This window comes from Rhizobium ecuadorense, assembly GCF_001187535.1.
Lineage (GTDB): Bacteria > Pseudomonadota > Alphaproteobacteria > Rhizobiales > Rhizobiaceae > Rhizobium > Rhizobium ecuadorense.
Window position 1 is genome coordinate 1 of record NZ_LFIO01001683.1, and the last position, 219, is coordinate 219.

The window sequence follows — 219 nt, forward strand, 5'->3', positions numbered from 1 at the left end:
AATGTAGTCCACGACCAGCTCCGTCAGCGGTTTCATATAAGGCGCGACGACGGCGATCTTCCTCGCCTTCATCACCTTCAGGCCCTCGATCAGGGCGCCGGCACTGGTCACGACGGGAATGTCAGTGCCATTCTCCTGGGTGCGACCCGTCAGGCGCTTCTCCGACTGGCGGTGATAGCCGAGGCCCATCGCCATGATGGCGACCAGGCACGCGTATCC

The 219-nt window shown here is 62.6% G+C and carries 1 protein-coding gene; it reads right to left on the bottom strand.

Features of this window, described 5'->3' with window-relative positions; genetic code table 11:
- Nucleotides 1-219, bottom strand: a 219-nt coding sequence (locus AF337_RS33005) for an aspartate racemase/maleate isomerase family protein (RefSeq protein WP_483150642.1), incomplete at both ends; no start/stop codon positions are given.